Source organism: Orenia metallireducens, from assembly GCF_003001995.1.
Classification (GTDB): domain Bacteria; phylum Bacillota; class Halanaerobiia; order Halobacteroidales; family Halobacteroidaceae; genus Orenia; species Orenia metallireducens_B.
Window position 1 is genome coordinate 201,087 of the sequence record NZ_PVNB01000003.1, and the last position, 18,788, is coordinate 219,874.

An 18,788-nucleotide genomic window follows, 5' to 3' on the forward strand; every position below is an offset into this window, starting at 1 on the left:
ATTTAAAAATTTTCTAGTTAATGATTACTTGCCAATTCAATATATTATAACTGTACTCTGTAAACTGAACTTTAATCGCTTCTATCATTCCGCGATCAATAACCTCCCATAAGGGTCCGGTTATTTCATAATTATTGCACTGTCTATATTAGTGAATAAATTATCTTCCATACTATCTTTATCCATTGCAGTTATTACTGTATTATTATTGACACTGACAATATAAGCATTATTATTGATTAGAACTAGTGATTCTTTTGCACCTTTGCTTTTTGCCTTATTAATGGCTGCTTCTAGTTTATTAATTTCATCTTTACTAAAGTCTATACTCCTTGACTGCAAACGCTTTTGGGCATGTTTAGATAGTTTTAAATCAGTTCTATTTTCAAGTTTATTATTTAATAAGTCTTTAAATATACTGGTCTGTTTTTTATTATTTATATTGTTAGATTTTAGCTTTGAGTCTTGAGACAAACGCAAAGGGTGACTGGAGTAAATTTCATTCACACTACCCCCCCTCTCTCTTAAGACAATATCTCTTGAATATTACCCAATGGATAACTCTCACCATCAATAATTAGTTGAGGAGTACCCTCAGAAAAATCTACTTTTTCTACAACTCCAGTAATTGTACTTTCTTCACTTTCTGTGGTATCTGTTGTTTCTTCAGTTTCTGTATCCTCATTCTCTACTGGTTTAATAACTTTAACCTCTTTTCCTACCAAATCACCTGACTGTAATATCTGCTGGTACTTTAAATTACTCTGCTGTAATAACATGAAATTCTCCATATTTGTATTCAAGTTTTGAGTCTGCTCCAAAGAACTAAACTGAGCCATTTGGGAGATAAACTCTTTATCCTCCATAGGATTCATAGGGTCTTGATACTTCAACTGAGTAACCAACAGTTTCAGGAATGCATCTTTACCTAACCCATTATCAGTATCAGTATTGTTTGTAGTGCTGTTTGCTTGCATTACATCACTAATACTCTGCCATGTTACTTCTTCTGTACTCATCTCTTTACCTCCTATTAAGCAATATAATCTACATCATCATTCTCAATGACGCCTGCCTCTTCTTTAACTTCCTCAACTATAAACTCTTCATCAGCTAGTTCTTCTACATCTAAGCTAAATCCACTTCCACCTTGCTTTCTATTATTTTGAGAGAAACCAAACTGCCTATTCTCACTAAAACTTTGGGCTAACTCTTCACCATTATGACCAGTAGAGACATCAAAGTTCTCTACCTGTAAGTTCTTTTGACCTAAACTCTGCTTTAGCTTAGCTAAGTTACCTTCTAATAACTCCTTTACTTGACCATTTTCAGCCAAGATTTTAGCTGATACTACACCATCCTTAACAGTAACTTTGAGGTGTAATCTTCCTAAAGCTTCTGGTCTTAATTCGATACTAATATCTTTACCTTTAGTGTTAGAACTTACATCAACTTGATTTTGGATTTGATTAGCTATGTTCTTAAAGGTTATCTCTTTATTACCCACAACTACTTTATTAGGGTTAGTAGTCTCTAAATTTTGAGAATTGTTAACAGCAAAGTTCTTAACAGAACTAAAATCAACCTCTTTACTTCCCTGCTGCTCAGTATTTCCCCTATTACTAGTATTGACAGTACTATCTTTTAACTTTTCAGCAAAGACCTGTTCACTTTTAATAATTTTCTTATTATCTTCTACAACCAAATCTTTTCCTTTTATATCTATATTACGTTCCACTTTATTCTGATTATCTCTGCTTAGCTTGGCTATATTACCTTGATTGATTGCTCTATGGTGTATAATACGATGTTTTTCACTACCTTCACTATTGACAAATTTCCCTTTTAGTTTAGTTAATAGCTCTTTTAATTCATCTTTAGCAAAGAGTTTAGAGTCTTTTAAATCAAATTTCATCAATTTAGATTTAAATTCTTTCAAACCTTTAATTAAACCTTTAAGGGATTGATTTAATGCTAACTCTTCACCTTTAGTACCATCTGCTGATAGCTTAAACTCACTAAGCTTATCAATAATATTAGCCAAAGCAACCATTGCCCCTTCTATATCCTCTTGACTTAGCTCTTCAGGATCTTTTTTAACCACTTCCTCTAATTTTTCGATATCTTTTTGATCTAATTTGACCTTATTATCTTCTTCAGATTTATCAGAGACATTAGAAGGCTCAGAAGACTTGTTAGAGTCTTTATCAGAAACTTTATTAGAATTGTTGTTAATATTTCTTTCTAATGAAGAGATAAAGTCATCATTCTTATCACTCTGCTTTACACTGTTATTATTTGACTTAGAAACAGAATTGGTACCAATTGAGTTCATCATTGAAACCATACTATTCATCTTTTCACCTCCTTTCAATAAGATAATTGAGTAGAGATATCAACAGCTACACTTGTATCCATTTCAGATAGTATCTCAGCTACTATCTCTTCATCCATCTTATTTAATATATCAATTACTAGTTGTATATCTAATTGAGGCAATATTTCAGCAGCTTTGGCTGCTTCCATTTCAGCATATACATCTGCTAGGCGTTTTACTTTTGCTTTATAGTCTCTTGTATCTTCAGTAACTTTTTTGATATCTGACTGTAAATTGCTAATAGTACCTTCCTGCTCTGCCACTAGATTGTCACGGGATTTTAACTCTTCTAACAAACTTTGATTCTGCTCTTCTACCTTAGATAATTCGCCTTGTAATTTTTCCAGTTGCCCTTCTAGTTCTTTATTTTTATCCTTAGTTACTATGTACTCAGCAACTACAGGAATACTCTTCACTTTTGTTAATGCCTGTTCTTTAATAGTTTCAAATGTAAAGACTTTAAAATAATCCAATAAAAATAATGTTGCTCCAGCTAAAATCAATAATATCAATATTCCTAGGAGTATCTTTTTCATAGATTACTTCCTCCTGATTTTGTATTTATCTAGATAGTTATCAAACATTAAATTAATATTATATATAAGCAGAGTAATAATCATAAAATCTTAGTCAAAATATATAATTATATAAGTTATTAGATAAGTCCATCTAAACTATTATCTTTTCGGTTAAATTTATTTGTAGCGAGCTCATCATTTAATTTCTGTTCTTCTGCTAAAAACTTCTTCCAATATTCTTCTTGCTTTCTTTCCTTTAATTTGGCTAGAACCTTCTTCTCTTTTGTCTTAGCAAGTAACTTTTTACGGCATTTACTAATCTCTTCATCCCAATGCTCCAGCTTCAATTTCAAATCAGCTATCATATCTTGTAAGTACTTAAGATATTCACGAGACCTTAGAGCCTTAACTAAATCTACAGTTTTCTTCTCAGACTCCTCTAATTTTTTCTGCATTTGATCCTTATCATTATTAAAAGAGTTGATTTTATCTTCTACCTTTCGGCGTTCTTGCATTAAAGTAGCTAACTCCTTTTTAATAGCCTCTTCTTCTTGCTCCTTTAAATCCAAAATTGATTGTAATCTGAAGTTGAATTTTTTCAATTAGATCACTCTCCAGCAAAGATACTTGTCAACCAATTGATTGTATCTTCATAGCTACTAGCCTCATTAACTCCTTGCCTTAAAAATCTATTCACCTCATCTAATTTATCAAGGGCATAATCTAACTTAGGATCACTACCTGCCTCATAAGCACCTATAGTAACCAAGTCCTTTGCTTCTTCATAAGTTGCTAAAACACTTCTTAATTTGTTAGCTGCCTCTTTATGCTCATCACTAACAATCTCTCCCATGACACGGCTAGTACTCTCTAAGATATCAACAGCAGGATAATGGTTCTTAGCTGCTAAGCTTCTAGATAAGATAATATGTCCATCTAAAATACCTCTAACAGCATCTGCAATGGGCTCATTCATATCATCACCTTCTACCAATACTGTATATAATCCTGTAATAGTACCCTTTTTATTTGTTCCTGCTCTTTCCATTAGTTTTGGTAATATAGCAAATACCGATGGAGTATATCCTCTAGTAGCAGGTGGTTCACCTACAGCCAAGCCTACTTCACGTTGAGCCATAGCAAATCTAGTTACAGAGTCCATCATCAACATTACATCTCTTCCTTGATCTCTAAAGTACTCAGCGATGGTAGTAGCAACCAATGCTCCTTTTAACCTTACTAAGGCAGGCTGATCAGAAGTAGCCACAACTACCACAGACTTCTTTAAGCCCTCAGCCCCTAAATCACGTTCAATAAAATCTCTAAGTTCCCTTCCACGCTCACCAATTAAAGCAATTACATTTATATCTGCATCGGTATTTCGGGCAATCATTCCTAAGGTTGTACTCTTTCCTACCCCACTACCAGCAAAGATACCAAGTCTTTGCCCTTTACCACAGGTTAAAAGACCATCAAGGCTTCTAATCCCTAAAGATAAAGGTTCTGTAATTCTTTTTCTAGTAAGTGGATTAGGAGGAGTATTATCTACAGGATACTCATCTAATCTTTCACCAGCTTCAAAATCAGAGATAGGATTACCCAGCCCATCTAATACTTGACCTAAGAGCTGGTCTCCAACCTTTACCATCAAAGATTGTCCAGTAGCCAAGACCTTACAGCCTGGTCCAATTCCATTCATCTCACCCAAAGGCATTAATAATACAGTATTATCCTTAAAACCTACAACTTCTGCTTGAATAAGTTCTTGACTAAATTTTGGTTGAATTAAGCACTTCTCACCTAAATGTACATTAGGTCCTTCAGATTCGATAATCAGGCCTACCACCCTTTTGACCTTACCAAAGCTTTTGATTGTATTAATACCTTCTAGCTGTTTAAGCAAATTATCTATACTCAATAATTGATCATTCATCATTATCCACTTCCAATAACTTAGCCTCAACCTCTGCTAATTGTGAAGCTATTGTAGCATCAAAACCACCAAAGTCGGTTTCGATAATACAACCACCACTTTTAATTCCTTCATCACTAACTATTTTAACTCTCTCTAAACTATTATTTGAAGATAACAACTCTTGCTTATAATCAGCTAAGACTTCTAAATCGCTAGGGGCAACTTTAATTACAATTTCTTCTTCTCCATCTAGTAAGCTAATAGTTCTTTGGATTATCCCTTTAAGCAATTCACTATCAATTTTTAACTCTCTACCAATTACCTTCTTGCTGATTGCAACAGCTAATCTTAGCAAATCTTCTTTAAGCTCTGCTTCTCTCTCTACTAAGCTTTGATTAAAATCAACCATTTGCTTATTAAGGCTACTTATCAACTCTTGTAACTGGATAACACCTTCATTTAAACCTTCTTCTCTACCTGCCTGTAGACCCTGCTGATAACCTTCACTTTTGCCCTCATCAATTGCGACTTCTATCTCCTGCTGGGCTTGAGATTTTAAACTCGTAGCCTCTTCTTCAGCTTTGGTTAATATATCCCTAGCCTCTGCTTGAGCTTGACTAATAATACTCTTAGCCTCATCTTTAGCATTTTTTAACAGCTTGTCTCTTTCTATGCTAAGCTGATCATCATCAATCTTATTCTTATCATCTACAACTTCTTCCATCCCATTATTATTAATAATTACTTTCTTACCTGATTTAACCAGCGGTGATTTGATAATATTAAACAACTACCTCATCCTCTCCACCACGATTAATGATGATTTCGCCAGCCTCTTCTAATTTTCTAATCTGACCTACAATCCTCTGTTGTGCCTCTTCTACATCACTAATTCTTACAGGACCTAAATATTCAATGTCTTCTTTTAGCATCTCAGCAGCTCTCTTAGATTGGTTGTTGAATATCTTCTCAGCAACCTCATCACTTACTGTTTTAAGAGCTAGTGCCAAATCATCAGTATCGACTTGTCTCAATAAAATCTGTATATCTCTATCAGTTAAGATTATAATATCTTCAAAGACGAACATCTTCTGCCTGATTTCTTCAGCTAAAGCTGGATTCTGTTCATCTAAGTCTTCTAATATCTTCTTCTCTGTAGCTCGATCAGCTAGATTTAAGATATCTACAATTGTATCAATTCCACCAGCAACTGTATATTCATTAGTCATTAGAGATGATAGCTTCTGTTCTAATACTCTTTCAACCTCTTTAATCACATCAGGGCTAGTTCTTTCCATAGTAGCCACTCTCTTAGCTACCTCTGTCTGCTTCTCATATGGTAAAGAAGACATGATAATAGCAGATTGTTGAGGATCTAAATAAGCTAAAATTAGAGCAATAGTTTGAGGATGCTCATTTTGAATAAAGTTTAAGATCTGACTAGGGTCAGTCTTTCTTAATTGGTCAAAGGGTCTTACTTGTAATGATGCCGTTAAGCGGTCTATAATATCATTGGCCTTATTCTGACCTAAAGCCTTCTCTAACACCTCTCTAGCATAATCCATACCACCATGACTGATATAATCATAGGCAACACACATTTGATGAAATTCATCCAAAACATCATCTTTTACATCTGATGAAACCTTATCTAAGTTAGCTATCTCTAAGGTAAGATCCTCAATCTCATCATCATTTAAATGTTTAAATATCTCTGCTGACGCATCAGGACCTAAGGAAACTAATAATATAGCTGCTTTCTCTTTGCCAGTTAAATTCGCCATCTCTCTTCCCTCCTATCAATCCTCAGATAACCAACTTTTAATTAATCCAGCAATCTCTTCTGGTTGTTCACTAATTATATTGCGTAATTGATTCTGTAATTTCTGCCTTTCTCTCTCTTCTGGTGTCAAGTTATTAGACACAGCAAATTCTTCTTCTGCTTCATCAATCAAGTAATTAATATTCTCTCCTGCTTGATTGCTATCATCTTCAAATTGAGACCTTCTCTTTCTAACCATCATAATCATTAATAGAATAATTAAAAATCCTACAATACCTAATAATGAGAATAAGAAAATTCTCTTTCTTGCTCTTTCTGCTTCAATCTCTTGTTGAGTCATAAGGTCTAAATCATTGTTGAAGTCATAACCGATAACAGTAATTTGGTCTCCACGATTAGAGTCATATCCTACAGCAGTAGAAATTAATTGTGTAATCGCATCTTTTTTCTCTGTACTTAGCTCTTCTTGAGCAGTATCAACACTTACAGCCACAGATAATCTCTCAATAGTCCCAGGAGATTGAACATACCTCTCTACTTCTTCATTGATTTCATAATTTACTATCCGCTCTTCTTTGTCATGCTGGTTCTGTTGCTGATTATCTACTCTATATTGAGGTATATTGGATGTAGTTCCTGGTACACCTTCTGGGTTAATAGTAGTACCCACACTACTCTCTTCCTTGGTCTGCTCACTACGTACAATACCCTCATCACCTACAACTGGCTTATACCTCTTACTCTCTACATTTCTCTTATCAAAGTTTAAATCTGCATTAACTGTCAAGGAGAACTTGTCCACCCCTAACACCTTTGTTAGCATTACATTTAAATCTCTCTCGATATCATCTTCAAGTTTCTTCTTTAAGTCCAATTTATCACTGACATCAGACTTCTCTTCATTCTTCTCTAACATAGCTGATAATAGGTTTCCTGATGTATCTACAATAGTTACTTTCTCAGGAGCTAATCCTTCTACACTACTAGCAACTAAATTGGCTATAGCTCTAACCTCTTTAGTTGTCAATTTGCTATATTCTTTTAACCTTACTACTATAGATGCCTTTGCTGGTTCTTCATTATCAGTATAGAGGCTAGTTTTACTTGGAGTAATCTGCACTTTGGCATAAATAACCTTATCTAATTGTTGAATAGTTCTTGTCAACTCACCAGATAAAGCACGCATATGATTAATCTTCATTTCATAATCAGTAGTCCCTAATTGATTACGATCAAATATTTCAAAGCCTACACTACCACCTGTTGGCAATCCTTGGCTGGCCAAATCCAATCGTAAATTGTGAACCTGTTTTTTAGGAACTAAAATTGTAGTACCATTACTCTCAAGTTTATAAGAAATCTGCTTCTCTTGTAATTTAGTTACAATACCACCAGCATCTTTTACAGTTAGGTTGTTGAATAAAACTGTATATTCTGGTTTACTAGCCCAATTTGCTAATAACAACATCCCAACAAATGTAAATAAAACAGATACAATGATTACTACTTTAGCTTTTTTGTCAAAATTATTCCACAAATTTTGCATCTGTTCCCTTATCTGCGATAAATTTTTAACCATGTTTACACCCCAATCTCACTGAACAAATACATTAAACCTGTATCCTCATAACTTCTTTATATGCATCTATCGCCTTCCTTGTTATAGCAGTTGTTAGTTCTAATGAAGTTTTTGCTTTCTGACCAGCTATCATTACCTCATGAATACTATCAACTCGACCTAAAACCAAATCTTGATTTGCTTTGTCAGAAGCCTCTTGTAATTTATTTACCTTCTGTAATGAATTCTTTAACATATCAGTAAAAGAAGATCTTTTACTATCTTGATTATTGTCAAATGCATCTATCTTTAGAATACTTTGGTTAGTTATATTGTCAACCTTCATCAATCATACCTCCCTCTAAATTTAACCACCAATCTTTAGAGCACTCTGAGCCATTGCCTTAGCAGAGTTCATTGCAGTAACGTTAGCTTCATAAGCCCTAGTAGCTGAAATCATATCGGTCATTTCAGAAACTATATTAATATTTGGCATCTTTACATATCCATTCTGATCAGCTTCTGGGTGGTTTGGGTTATACATCAACTTAAATGGCTCTTTACTATCTTTAATAGCAGCAACCTCTACACCATTACCAGTCGTTTTGTTATCTTTACCGATTTTACCCATCTCTTCTTGTAGCCTGGCAGCAAAGACAGGCATTTTACGGCGATATGGCTCTCCATCTTCAGATTTAGTAGTATTGACATTAGCAATATTACTAGAAATGAGGTCCATCCTTAACCTCTGAGCAGTTAGTCCTGAAGCACTTATATTTATCCCATTAAATAAACCCAATTAAATCTACCCCCTTGCTTGTTGTATAACCATTTGTAAATTTTTAAACTTACCAGATATTCTCTGCACCAGCGCCTGATATTCTAAAGTATTTTTAGCCAACATGGACATCTCAGCATCTATATCAACGTTATTCTCATCACTTCTTGCAGAAGTATTCTCTTCAGTCAGCACCTTTCCCTCAAAAGAACTTAAATCTTTAGAATTAATAGAAATATGCTTCTTGTTAGTTACTGCCAAATCATTTCTATTCTCTAACAAATTCGCCAATTCACTCCTAAAAGATACGTACTCTCTTTTATATCCAGGTGTATCTACATTGGATATATTATTAGATATAGCATCATGATTCTTAGACAATGCATCTAAACTCTTTTCTAAAACCCCAAAACTCCTATTATTAAATATTTTCATCTAATATCCCCCCTTTTTTAATTAAGTCATAAATAAGTTGATTTAATAAGTAGAGTTTATTTTATAGCAAGCCTAATATATTCCTTTTATTACAATTTGTTACAATAAAATTCTGCTTAATATAATGTGAATATTAAATTATTAGCCCCCTTAAAACCTGCTTACTCTCCTAATTTCGACTTTACTTTTAAAATTCCTGCAAAAAAATATAACCAAGACTCATATATAACTAGTAGAAACTGGATTTTTTAAATTAATATTAGTCATAAATGCTCTTATCTTCTATAAATGTAAGGGCTATTCTGATAAATAAACCAATATATGTTAGTTGTTGCTTGAATATTACTTCAACCTACCTAATACTACTTAAGGGGGCTAAATACTCCTTCTTTAGTCTAGTATTTTCTACATCTTAAACCAATAATTAATTTTTAAAAAATTCGACCCAAACTATTATAACTTTATCTAATAGCTGAAGAATCGATTTATTCTTACTAATTATCTTAACTTTCTTTATAACTATATTAATAATAATGTCTACAGAAGAATAAAAGATAGCTTACATATGATAGTGCATTTTATTAAAATATCCCATTATCAAACTGTCCTATTATTAATTTATTTACTTTAAAGTATAATATTTTACTCTTTAATTTTATAGGTATCATTATAAATTGTCAAACCTAATAAACCCCATTAAACTAGTACATTGTTATAAAGTTTAAATATTAATCCAAGGAAAACAAAAATTATATTAGTCTAGAACATATTACCTAAAAATCACCATATTTTTTAGAATAAATATTTAAAATAAGATCTTTTAATAAACTACTTAATAGATGTATGAATTCAAACATAAAAAAACTATCCCCCCCAAAATATATGAAAGGAATAGCATAAGCTATAGACCCTAACTTTTTTTGGTAATCTGGCAATCATAGTATATAGTTATACCTTAGACCCTCAGTTTTGCGACCTCACCTTTCAGTAAGTGTGCCCTTTGCAAAAAAAAATTATTTGAAATCCATTCCAGTATGATTTTATCAAAATATCATAATTTTTTCAATAAAAATAATTTTTTAATTAAATATATATTGATTTTCAATCATTAGGCTATATTATTCCGTGTATTATTATGGATTATAATCCATAATAATACAGTCAGCAATTTTATATAATTTCTATAATTATGAGTGTTATTGTGAATAATTTATGATTTTTATGATATTGATTTTTTATAAAAACAGTTGAAAATAAAAGGATAAAACAATTAATGATTCAATAAAAAGAGAAAGTATAAGAGTACTCTTATACTTTCTCTTTTTGTCTTTAAGCAAATCTTACTTAAACTTATCTAATCCCTCAATTAGACGATCATTTAAGATTTTAATATATGTCCCCTTCATTCCTAAGGATTTAGACTCTATCACACCAGCACTTTCAAATTTTCTTAAAGCATTAACTATCACAGAACGAGTAATACCTACTCTATCTGCAATCTTACTTGCAACCAATAACCCCTCTGTCCCATCTAATTCTTCAAAAATGTGTTCAACAGCCTCTAATTCAGAGTATGATAGGGTCTGTAAAGCTATATCTACTGCTGCTCTTTTACGAGCCTCCTCTTCCATCTTCTCACTTCTTAACCTTAATATTTCCATACCGACTACAGTAGCCCCATACTCTGCTAATAGTAAGTCATTAGAATCAAACTCTTTACCAAATCTAGCAGCTATTAAAGTACCCAATCTTTCTCCACCACCATTGATAGGCACAACAGTTGTCAGCTTATGTTTAAATATACAGTCTTCTTTATCTTTGAATACACAAAGCCCTTCTTTTTGTTCATAATTAGAACGAGTATGATAAATTCCTAATAACCAATCATTATAATTTTCAGGGAACTGCTCTGAACTAATAACCTCTTCAAACATCAAATCACATTCAAAAGCATCAACTAAAGTATAGCCTAACAATTTTCCTTTTTCATCTACTATGTAGACATTAGCCTCAATAGTCTCACTTAAGACATGAGACATCTCCTTAAAGTTAACAGGATGACCAGCAGACCTTTGAATCAACCTATTTATCTTGCGGGTTTTATTTAATAACTCTTCCATAGACTTTTCCCCCTTGACTCTCACCCATTTTACATTGGAGTTAATCAAATTATACACAAATCATACTTTTATTTCAAATAATTATAGTATATATTTACTTAAATCTTTATCTTCTACTATATTATCTAACTTATCCTTAACATAGTTTTTATCTATAACTATCTTCTTCTCTTCAATTTCTGGGGCTTTAAAGGATAATTCCTCTAATAATTTCTCTATAATAGTATGTAACCTTCTTGCACCTATATTTTCTGTCTGTTCATTGACTCTAAAAGCTATCTCTGCCAATTCATCAATAGCATCTTTGGTAAAGGTTATATCTACATCCTCAGTCTTGAGTAAGGCTTTGTATTGTTTAATTAGTGCATTCTGTGGTTTGATTAATATCTCCTTAAAATCTTCTTTTGATAAGCTATTTAATTCTACTCTAATTGGAAATCTTCCTTGTAACTCTGGAATTAAATCTGTAGGGCTAGCTACATGGAAGGCACCTGCAGCAATAAATAGGATATGATCTGTTCTCACTGGTCCATATTTAGTCATTACAGTAGAGCCTTCTACTATAGGCAAAATATCCCGTTGTACCCCACCTCTGGAGACGTCTGCATTAGAAGATACTTTTTGCCCTGCTATCTTATCAATCTCATCTAAGAAGATAATCCCTGACTCCTCTACCCTCTTGATAGCCTCTCTACTGACTTCATCCATATCAATCAATTTATGTGCCTCTTCTTCTTTTAAAATAACTTTAGCTTCTTCAATAGTTACCTTACGCTTCTTCTTTTGATTTGGAAACATACCTCCAAAGATATCTTGGAAGTTAACCCCCATCTCTTCTACACCAGCTCCAGAGAAGATTTCAACCATCTGGGAAGGAGTATCTTCTATTTCAACCTCTACAATTCTATCATCTAATTCTCCCAATCTAAGCTGATAACAGAGCTTATTGCGCTGCCTTTCAAAACGCTCTTCCTGCTCATCGTTAAAATTATCTTCCTCTTCTCCTTCTCCTTCTCCAAATAATGCACCAAAAGGATTCTTACCTCTCTTTTTAGGTCTTGGTAAGAGTAGGTCTATAATCCTCTCTTCGGCTAGTTTGATTGCTTTATCTTCAACACGCTCCATCTTCTCTTTCTTTACCATTCTAATGGCAGTCTGTAATAAGTCTCTAACCATGGACTCAACATCACGCCCAACATAACCAACCTCTGTAAATTTAGTTACCTCAACCTTAATAAAAGGTGCTTGAACCAATTTCGCTAGCCTTCTAGCTATCTCAGTCTTTCCAACACCTGTTGGTCCCATCATTAAAATATTCTTTGGTACAACCTCATCCTTTAGTTCAGCAGGTAGCTTCTTTCTTCTATATCTATTTCTGATTGCGACAGCAACTGATTTTTTAGCATCACTTTGTCCAATAATATATTTATCCAAACTCTTTACTATCTCCTGAGGAGTCAACTCTTCCATTTTATAACCTCCCTATTAAATCTCCATCACAGTAATATTATCATTGGTATAAATACAAATATCTGCAGCGATCTTCAAAGCCTTCTCAGCAATCTCTGAAGGAGTCAAGTCAGAACATTCTATCAAAGCCCTAGCAGCAGCTAAAGCATAGGATCCACCTGAGCCAATAGCTGTCACACCATCATCAGGCTCAATTACATCTCCAGTTCCTGAAATAACAAGTAAAGATTCTTTATTAGCAACGATTAACAAAGCTTCTAACTTCCTTAACATCTTATCGGTTCGCCACTCTTTAGCCAATTCTACTGCCGCCCTTTGTAGATTACCACGATACTCTTCTAGCTTCATTTCAAACTTCTCAAATAGGGTAAATGCATCGGCGGCTGCTCCTGCAAATCCAGCCAATACCTTCCCATTATAGATCTTTCTAACCTTTCTAGCTCCATGCTTCATAACAGTATGCTGCATAGTAACCTGACCATCGCCAGCTATAGCCACTATATCATCTTTCTTTACAGCTATTACAGTAGTTGCTTCAAACATAATCTTCACCCCTTTTAAATTCAGTGAATAGTTAATAATGAATAATGAATAGTAAAAGATTTAACAATATCTTTTTACTCTTCACTCTTCATCCTCAACAATCTTTTCATATCCGCACTCTTCATTATTACAGTATAATTTAGTCTCTTTTTTAGTATTCTTTCTCAACAAGAAATTATTTTCACACTCAGGACATCCCTCTTCAACAGGCTCATCCCAACTTATAAATTCACAATCAGGATAATTGCTACAACCATAAAAGACCTTTCCCTTCTTACTCTTACGTTTAACTACCTCTCCATCACCACACTCTGGACACTCTATTCCTACTTTATTCAAAAAAGGCTTAGTATTCTTGCAATCAGGGTATCCTGGACAAGCCAAAAACTTGCCATAGCGACCATATTTAACTACCATATTCTTTCCACATTTTTCGCAGATTTCATCGGTCTCTTCTTCCATAGATATACTTTCCATATTTTCATAGGCTTCTTCAAGTCTGTGTTCAAAAGGGAAGTATAGATCATTCAATAATTTGACCCAGTCCACTTTGCCTGACTCAATCTCATCTAAATCATTCTCTAATTTAGCAGTAAACTCTATATCGGTAACCTGGGGAAAATGATCTGATAATAGTTCATTAACTATCTTTCCTAAATCTGTTGCAATGAATTTACCACTCTGCTTTTCTACATAGCCACGGTTTTGGATAGTTCCAACAATTGTTGCATATGTACTTGGTCGACCAATCCCTTTCTGCTCTAAAACCTTTACCAGCTTTGCCTCTGTATAACGGGCTGGTGGTTGAGTAAAGTGCTGTTCAGGAATAATCTTAAGTAAATTAATGGCTTCCCCTTCTTGCAACTCTGGTAGCAATTCATCTTTAGTGCTTTGTTTACTGGTATCTACCTTCAAAAATCCAGCAAATAGCTCTATTGAACCTTTGGCTAATAAGGAATATCTGCCGCCTTTAATGTTGACAGTTAAAGTCTTATAGACTGCTGGACTCATCTGGCTTGCTACAAAACGTTCCCAGATTAATTTGTATAGCTTATATTGTTCCTTATTTAAGTAATCTTTTATCTTATCTGGAGTCCTGTGTACAGAGGTAGGTCTGATTGCTTCATGGGCATCTTGAGAGCCTGATTTAGCCTTATAACTTTTGGGCTTTTTAGATAGGTACTTATCACCATATTCTCCTTTAATATAGTCCCTTAATTCCCCTTTGGCTTCATCTGAAATTCTTGTAGAATCGGTTCTCATATAGGTAATTAAACCTACAGTTCCATCAGCACCTAATTCTAAACCCTCATATAATTGTTGGGCTACATACATAGTCTTCTTAGTTGTAAAGTTAATCTTATTAGCAGCCTGCTGCTGCAAAGTACTTGTGGTGAAGGGTGGAGATGGATAACGCCTTCTTTTCTTCTCTTCAATCTTATTAATCTTTAACTCTTTTTCTTTTAACTCTTGAGCAATTTTATCTGCTTCTTCTTGACTAGCTATTCTAAACTTCTTATTGTCGATTCTATGTAACTTAGCATCAAATTCTTCTTTACCCTCTGCCTGAACTTTAGTATCTATTGTCCAATACTCTTCTGCAACAAAATTATCAATCTCTTCTTCTCTGTCACAGATAATCTTAACTGCTACAGATTGGACTCGCCCAGCACTCAATCCTTTTCTGACCTTCTGCCATAATAATGGACTTAGCTTATAACCAACCAATCTATCTAAAATTCTTCTTGCTTGTTGAGCATTTACCCTATCTAAATCAATAGAACGAACCTCTTTTAATGCCTTCTGTATTGCACTTTTAGTGATCTCATTAAACTCTATTCTACATTCACTCTTCTCATCTATCTTTAAAGCGTGAGCTAAATGCCAAGAAATAGCTTCTCCTTCACGGTCAGGATCTGTTGCTAATAATACATCTTCTGCTTTTTTAGCTTTCTTTCTCAAATTTTGTAGAGTCTTTCCTTTACCTCTAATAGTGATATATTTAGGCTTAAAGTCATTTTCAGTATCCACACCCAATTGACTTTTAGGTAAGTCAATTACATGGCCCATTGAGGCCTCTACTTCAAATCCTCTGCCCAAAAACTTACTAATTGTCTTGGCTTTAGCTGGAGATTCTACAATTACTAATTTCTTCTTTTTCTTGGATTTAGGCATCTTAACACCTCCATAACTGAATTAATTTAAATATTTATCCTTTGTATCAATAACCTCTTGAAATTCACTAATTTGATTGGCAATTGCCAAAAGTCTCAAATCATTGTCAACTACTTCTTCTAATATGTTCCAAAATTCTGTAACATCAATAACTCTATTCTGCTCAACTAATGATCTGGCTATTATTCTTTCTAATTCATCTTCTTTAATCAATCTTAAAGTATTAAGCTTGATGATAATCCCTTGCACCTTTAAACTAAACTTAAATTTTTCCCTAAAGTCAAGTACCCTTTGTCTAAACTTATTGACCTTGACTTTGGTCTTTTTTTGATCTTTTTGCGGTAAATCTATTATTTCCGAAGAAGAAAATATAAATTCAAAGGCTTGATTAATCTCATCTAAATCATAACCTTCATCCCTTAAAGAATTAATTAAACTCTCCTCATCTCTCACAATATCTCCATCATATAATAATCTTCTTACTAGTTGACTAATTATTTCAAATATATTCTGATTCATATTTATGTATGTGTATGATAAAATTGTTTACCATACTTCCTCCTTCCCTTACCTTTAATAATTCTTCTTTTATGTAAAACAAACATTCTAATATAGCTGTTAATTAAGGTACTATACTAATAATCCTACTTCTTAATTATCCTATTTGAAGAATAGATATAGGATAAATTGCATTATAACTATCTATGATAATTAATCTTTAAATATAAAGATATCATACTCTGACAATTATCTGCTAAGTATAACTCAACTAACTAAACAAGGTTGCTATAATATGATTACCTACTCCATTATTAATATAATTATGTAAAGATATCTAGAATAGAATTAATTTCAAAAATTTCATAATATTAATACACAAATATCTAGTTAGCTAATCTAAATCTCTTGCCAGGTAACTGCTCTATCATCCCTTTAATCTCTAATTCTAACAAAACTGTATTTAACTGTGCTGAATTCAAAGAGATAGTATTTAATAAATATTCAAACTGCTGGGGGGTATAAGATAATCTCCTATATACTATTTTCTGCTTTTCACTTAATTCCTTCATCAATTTATTCTTTCTGTTTTCTAGACTATTGTCCTTCTGTAAATTTATACCATATTCTTCATCATAACTATTTATACCCTCTAATAAAGGCAGCTCTTCTAAAATATCATCTATATTTTGTACTAATTTTGCTCCAGACTTAATTAACCTATTGGTACCTTGACTCTGCTCTTTTGTAATATCTCCTGGAATTGCAAAAACTTCTCTACCTTGCTCTAAAGCCATATCAGCAGTGATCAATGACCCGCTTTTTCTGGTAGCCTCTACAACAATCGTTCCTAAGCTTAAACCACTAATTATTCTATTTCTAGCAGGAAAGTTCTTAGCAAAGGGTCTAGTGCCTAGATGAAAAGGGGTGAGAATAGCTCCCTCTTTAGCTATCCTTTTAGCAAGAGCAGCATTTTCAGGAGGATAAATATGATCAATGCCTGAGCCTAAGATTGCATAGGTTATGCCACCTTCTAAAGCCCCTTGATGGGCAAAAGTATCTATTCCTCTAGCCATTCCACTAACAATATTAACTCCTAGCTCAGTCAGCCTCTTACTAAGCTTATTAGCTATCGCTTTGCCATAAGTAGTATACCTTCTAGAACCAACAATCGATAATGATGGTCTATTAATCTTGGATAGATCACCTTTATAATATAGTACAGGAGGAGAATCATATATCTCCTTTAATAATTTAGGATAACATTTATCTACCAAAGTTACAACCTTAACTCCAAATTTATTTAAACTTATATACTCTTTTTCAAAGTCAAATTTGCCTTTGGAAGTGATAATTCTGTTCCCTAAAGAACTTCCAATTCCTTCAATAGCAGTTATTTCTTCTAGATTGCTTTCCCAAACACCTTTAGCATCTGTAAAATAATCCAATAAATTCTTAACCTTGATCGGACCTAAACCCTTAATTTGATTTAACCAGACCCAGTAAAGTTTATCTTCCATAGCTTTCTACCCCCTATTTAATTCTAAACAACAAATATTTATTGCCTTCTATTTAGAATTTTAAAATTAAACAGTAGGTTATTATCCCAATTATGTCCATATTTATACACCAATTCAAAGATATCCTTCTTAATTCTCTAAATTAACTAAGGGCTACTTCAAATAAAGATAAAAAGAAGTCTTATTTTAATAAGACTTCTTCCTTCTATATTCCTCTAAATCTATTATCTTATCTTTGAAATTCACTTTTGCTTGAGAATAGGAATTGTCTTGTTTTTGATAAGGTTCTTTATTTTCCAAATCATCTAATAGTTCTTCAAAAAAGTCCAATAATCCATCCTCATCTATCTCATCATTACTCTTAGCTATAAATAACTCATTCTCTGGGAATAAAACATCATAAAGTTCCCTCTCTTTTGAGGACAATCGACTCTTTATAACATCTTGTACCTCTTTTTGTTTAGAGATAATACTATCAAATATGGCCTTATCCTCATTAGGTAGCTGCTCTTTAATTTGATTCTCAAATAATTGACTTAAAAATAACTTATTATCTATTATATCCTCTAAACTCCAATCACCTACAAATACCTGCTGGAACTCCTTAAAATCATTATAATTACGGGTCAATGCAATCAAATCATCACATTTAACTATCTCCCCATTGGGAAATATAATCTTAATTTTAGCAGAATTAAGCATCAGATATCTCCTTCCCTAATAGCTCAAAATAATCTTCCATCAATTTATCTTTATTCAAATCAGCTCTAAATGTGACTTCTCAACAATTAAATAATAACTTCTCTACTCTATCTAATACGATAAAAAGAAATTTTCTCCTTTTATCTTAGAGAAATTTATTAATTGCTTTTAAAATATTGCAAATCTATCAACTTTATTTTAACCACATATTTTTCTATAGAAATCCCCTCTTTATTATTTGATATCACCACTTTACAAAAATCAGATAAAACATTTACCTAAAAATAACAAAGTCAGACACCTAAATCCTAGAGATAATAATCATAGTCAATAAAAACTAAATCTAGGAGATGTCTGACTATGATTAATATTCCCAATAATTCAACAAACCAAACA

The 18,788-nt window shown here is 33.0% G+C and carries 19 protein-coding genes and 1 riboswitch; all 19 genes read right to left on the minus strand.

All coding sequences use genetic code 11. The features are described from left to right. Positions 1-120 precede the first annotated feature (120 nt). Positions 121-507 (minus strand): TIGR02530 family flagellar biosynthesis protein, encoded by a 387-nt coding sequence (locus BX659_RS03585; RefSeq protein WP_097016455.1) that lies wholly within the window; start codon positions 505-507, stop codon positions 121-123. 17 nt (positions 508-524) lie between these two features. Further along, positions 525-1,019 (minus strand): flagellar hook assembly protein FlgD, encoded by a 495-nt coding sequence (locus BX659_RS03590; protein ID WP_253250651.1) that lies wholly within the window; start codon positions 1,017-1,019, stop codon positions 525-527. A 14-nt stretch (positions 1,020-1,033) separates the two neighbouring features. Then, positions 1,034-2,356 carry a flagellar hook-length control protein FliK gene (locus BX659_RS03595; RefSeq protein WP_097016456.1) on the minus strand — a complete coding sequence of 441 codons (1,323 nt, stop codon included), beginning with the start codon at positions 2,354-2,356 and terminating at the stop codon, positions 1,034-1,036. Between the two features lie 14 nt (positions 2,357-2,370). Further along, a complete protein-coding gene (locus tag BX659_RS03600) occupies positions 2,371-2,913 on the minus strand; it encodes a DUF7365 family protein (RefSeq protein ID WP_097016457.1) in 543 nt (180 codons plus the stop codon). A 119-nt stretch (positions 2,914-3,032) separates the two neighbouring features. Next, positions 3,033-3,497 (minus strand): flagellar export protein FliJ, encoded by a 465-nt coding sequence (gene fliJ / locus BX659_RS03605; RefSeq protein WP_097016458.1) that lies wholly within the window; start codon positions 3,495-3,497, stop codon positions 3,033-3,035. A 5-nt stretch (positions 3,498-3,502) separates the two neighbouring features. Continuing rightward, positions 3,503-4,828: a flagellar protein export ATPase FliI gene (gene fliI, locus BX659_RS03610; protein WP_097016459.1), complete on the minus strand. Its 1,326-nt coding sequence runs from the start codon at positions 4,826-4,828 to the stop codon at positions 3,503-3,505. Continuing rightward, the gene (locus tag BX659_RS03615; RefSeq protein WP_097016460.1) at positions 4,821-5,600 is read right to left on the minus strand and encodes a FliH/SctL family protein; all 780 of its coding nucleotides are present in this window, start codon (positions 5,598-5,600) and stop codon (positions 4,821-4,823) included. Before BX659_RS03615 ends, fliI begins: the two co-directional genes overlap by 8 nt. Beyond that, positions 5,593-6,594: a flagellar motor switch protein FliG gene (fliG, locus tag BX659_RS03620; protein WP_106231618.1), complete on the minus strand. Its 1,002-nt coding sequence runs from the start codon at positions 6,592-6,594 to the stop codon at positions 5,593-5,595. Before fliG ends, BX659_RS03615 begins: the two co-directional genes overlap by 8 nt. Positions 6,595-6,609: 15 nt before the next feature. After that, positions 6,610-8,172, minus strand: coding sequence for a flagellar basal-body MS-ring/collar protein FliF (gene fliF / locus BX659_RS03625; RefSeq protein WP_097016462.1), 1,563 nt, complete (start codon positions 8,170-8,172; stop codon positions 6,610-6,612). 31 nt (positions 8,173-8,203) lie between these two features. Beyond that, positions 8,204-8,497, minus strand: coding sequence for a flagellar hook-basal body complex protein FliE (gene fliE, locus BX659_RS03630; RefSeq protein ID WP_097016463.1), 294 nt, complete (start codon positions 8,495-8,497; stop codon positions 8,204-8,206). 21 nt (positions 8,498-8,518) lie between these two features. After that, a complete protein-coding gene (gene flgC, locus BX659_RS03635; RefSeq protein WP_097016464.1) occupies positions 8,519-8,950 on the minus strand; it encodes a flagellar basal body rod protein FlgC in 432 nt (143 codons plus the stop codon). A 6-nt stretch (positions 8,951-8,956) separates the two neighbouring features. Further along, entirely contained in the window at positions 8,957-9,364 is a 408-nt protein-coding gene (gene flgB / locus BX659_RS03640; protein ID WP_097016465.1) for a flagellar basal body rod protein FlgB, read from the minus strand. A gap of 919 nt (positions 9,365-10,283) precedes the next feature. Further along, positions 10,284-10,372: riboswitch (cyclic di-GMP riboswitch) on the minus strand. Between the two features lie 332 nt (positions 10,373-10,704). After that, positions 10,705-11,484 (minus strand): GTP-sensing pleiotropic transcriptional regulator CodY, encoded by a 780-nt coding sequence (gene codY, locus BX659_RS03645; RefSeq protein ID WP_097016466.1) that lies wholly within the window; start codon positions 11,482-11,484, stop codon positions 10,705-10,707. Positions 11,485-11,565: 81 nt separating this feature from the next. Next, on the minus strand, positions 11,566-12,954 hold the full coding sequence (gene hslU / locus BX659_RS03650) for an ATP-dependent protease ATPase subunit HslU (RefSeq protein WP_097016467.1): 1,389 nt from the start codon (positions 12,952-12,954) through the stop codon (positions 11,566-11,568). A 15-nt stretch (positions 12,955-12,969) separates the two neighbouring features. Next, positions 12,970-13,497, minus strand: coding sequence for an ATP-dependent protease subunit HslV (gene hslV, locus BX659_RS03655; RefSeq protein ID WP_097016468.1), 528 nt, complete (start codon positions 13,495-13,497; stop codon positions 12,970-12,972). A gap of 81 nt (positions 13,498-13,578) precedes the next feature. Continuing rightward, on the minus strand, positions 13,579-15,672 hold the full coding sequence (gene topA / locus BX659_RS03660) for a type I DNA topoisomerase (protein WP_097016469.1): 2,094 nt from the start codon (positions 15,670-15,672) through the stop codon (positions 13,579-13,581). A 21-nt stretch (positions 15,673-15,693) separates the two neighbouring features. Then, a complete protein-coding gene (locus tag BX659_RS03665; RefSeq protein WP_097016470.1) occupies positions 15,694-16,191 on the minus strand; it encodes a DUF494 family protein in 498 nt (165 codons plus the stop codon). Positions 16,192-16,556: 365 nt separating this feature from the next. Continuing rightward, on the minus strand, positions 16,557-17,690 hold the full coding sequence (gene dprA, locus BX659_RS03670) for a DNA-processing protein DprA (protein ID WP_097016471.1): 1,134 nt from the start codon (positions 17,688-17,690) through the stop codon (positions 16,557-16,559). Positions 17,691-17,876: 186 nt separating this feature from the next. After that, a complete protein-coding gene (locus BX659_RS03675) occupies positions 17,877-18,392 on the minus strand; it encodes a hypothetical protein (RefSeq protein ID WP_097016472.1) in 516 nt (171 codons plus the stop codon). Positions 18,393-18,788: the final 396 nt, after the last annotated feature.